At 54.0% G+C, this 2,027-nt stretch carries 2 protein-coding genes; both read right to left on the bottom strand.

Annotation, left to right across the window (positions count from 1 at the left end):
* On the bottom strand, positions 1-1,047 hold a 1,047-nt coding region (locus tag WH277_RS08240), incomplete at its 3' end, for a hypothetical protein (protein ID WP_339505225.1).
* Positions 1,048-1,050: 3 nt separating this feature from the next.
* Positions 1,051-2,027: toxic anion resistance protein (locus tag WH277_RS08235; protein WP_339505223.1), on the bottom strand; the 977-nt coding region annotated here is incomplete at its 5' end.

Genomic DNA, 2,027 nt, shown 5'->3' with positions numbered 1-2,027 from the left:
ACACTGCTGTTCCACTTCCTGCGTTTTGCCGTGTGTGCTGAGTTGGCCGGAGAGTAACAGGCCGCGTTTCACTACCGTTGTGACCTGCGTCAGGTAACGATCCAGAAAGGCACTGCCGGGTTGGACGTCGTTAGGATCGTCCTGCATACAATCGAGAATACGTTCAGCGTAGCCCATCACACCGTCCAGCTCACTTTGCAATAACGCAGGCAGCGCGGGGTGTTGTTTCAGTTTGTGCAGTTCGAGCCAGTACACGGCGAAAGGACGCTGAGCGGTCGTCAGGACCGGTTTTTCCTCCGGCGCAGGTGGCTCCGGGGCTTGCTCCTCATACTCCTGCGCTTCTTTCTCTCCCGGTGCCCACACTGACTCATCTGCCTGTGGTCTGGGGGGAAAACGAGGCGTTGTGTCGTCTGTTTCCACCTCTTCCGCTTCGTCAGGATCGCGGCTAAACATATTCAGCCGTGAAGGAATCGCTTTACTGCTTTGCTTCAACGCAGTGCGGGCCGACTTCTTTTCAATCCAGATAGCCAGGAACAGAATGGCAGCCAGCAGGTAGAAAAAGTTCGCGTGCCAGACGTCGATATAGGTCACGAAGTACACCATTCCACCCAGCATCAGCAAACTAATCAGCAAGGTAGTGAATGATTTGAAGCGCATAAAAACAGCCAGAAAATAACCTAAGACAGCCATCCAGTAGGGGGCGGCAATAAGGTCACCATACGACAGCCATAGAATGCCAGTGGGCAGGCTCCAGTAAAAGCAGCGGCGGCGGTACATATACAGATGCAGCAACATTCCGGCGCTGGGCCATACCATAAAGATCGTGCCACCTTCCAGCTTCGGGTCGGCAGCCAGTTGTCTGACATACTCGGCAGACCAGTCATTGTTACGGGTAAAGTCGATGAACCAGACAGAAACCGCCAGCACCACAAAGTGAAAGAAGAGTTTCACCACTTTGGAATTTTTATAGAAACTGCTTAACCTGTTATCCCCCGCGTTAATCTCATTATCTGGCGCAAAAACGCGGTTAAATTCAGCCATATTCATCAGTTAAACGACCTTCATGTCGGGAGTTTTTCCGCTATTGATGACCGCCAGGCGTTGCTTCATCTCTGTTTCCATCCCGACCAGCTCCTGCTCAACTTCCAGACGGCGGGTGCGTGCATCAGAGGCAATGGTCAGCGTATCTTCCAGAGTGGTCAGCAGACGCGACTGCACGTCACGCAGCGTTTCGATATCCACTACTGAGCGCTCAACCTGCGTGGCAGTTTCCACACTGCCGCTCTGCAACAGCTCGGCGTTGCGTTTCAGCATCTGATTGGTGGTATCGGCCACCTCTTTTTGCAGGGCAGCCGCCTGGCGCTGAGAATGCAGGGAGATAGCCAGCACCATCTGACTTTTCCAAATCGGAATGGTCGAAAGAATGCTGCTCTGGATTTTCTCTGCCAGCGACTGGCTGTTGCTTTGCATCAGACGAACTTGCGGCGCGGTCTGGATAGCAATGGTTCGCGACAGCAGCAGGTCGTGCAGGCGGCGCTCAAAGCGCTGTACTGCTTCCAGCAGGTCACGCACGCGCTGTGCATCCATCGCATCACAGCTGTTTTGTGCCGTACTCTGTGCGTCAGCCAGTATCCCTGCTTCGATCTGTTGCAACTTCTGCTTGCCCGCAATGATATGCAGGCTGATCTGCTGGAAGAACTCGCGGTTACGCTGGAACAGCTGTTCAAGGGTGGCGATATTACGCAGCAGGGCGAGCTGAGCCTGCTGTAACTTTTCGGTCAGAGTATCGACCTGCTGGGTCAGCGTCTGATACTCCAGCAGCGTGCGCTCCATACTGTTGAACAGTTTGCCCAGTACCGGGACAGAGGCCAGCCAGCTTTTCTTTTGCCCCAGCACGCCGGGGTCGATGCTTTTTACCTTCATCAGCAGATCGGTGATCTGCTGGCCGATCTCACCGGCATCTTTCGCCCGCACTTCGCTCATTAACATTTCGGAAAAGCGCGAAATGCTGTTCATGGTATTAGCCC

The sequence above is a fragment of the Erwinia sp. MYb416 genome, from assembly GCF_037479575.1.
Lineage (GTDB): Bacteria > Pseudomonadota > Gammaproteobacteria > Enterobacterales > Enterobacteriaceae > Erwinia > Erwinia rhapontici.
Note: the sequence above shows the minus strand (reverse complement) of the source record. Positions and strands in the feature narration are given on the sequence as shown.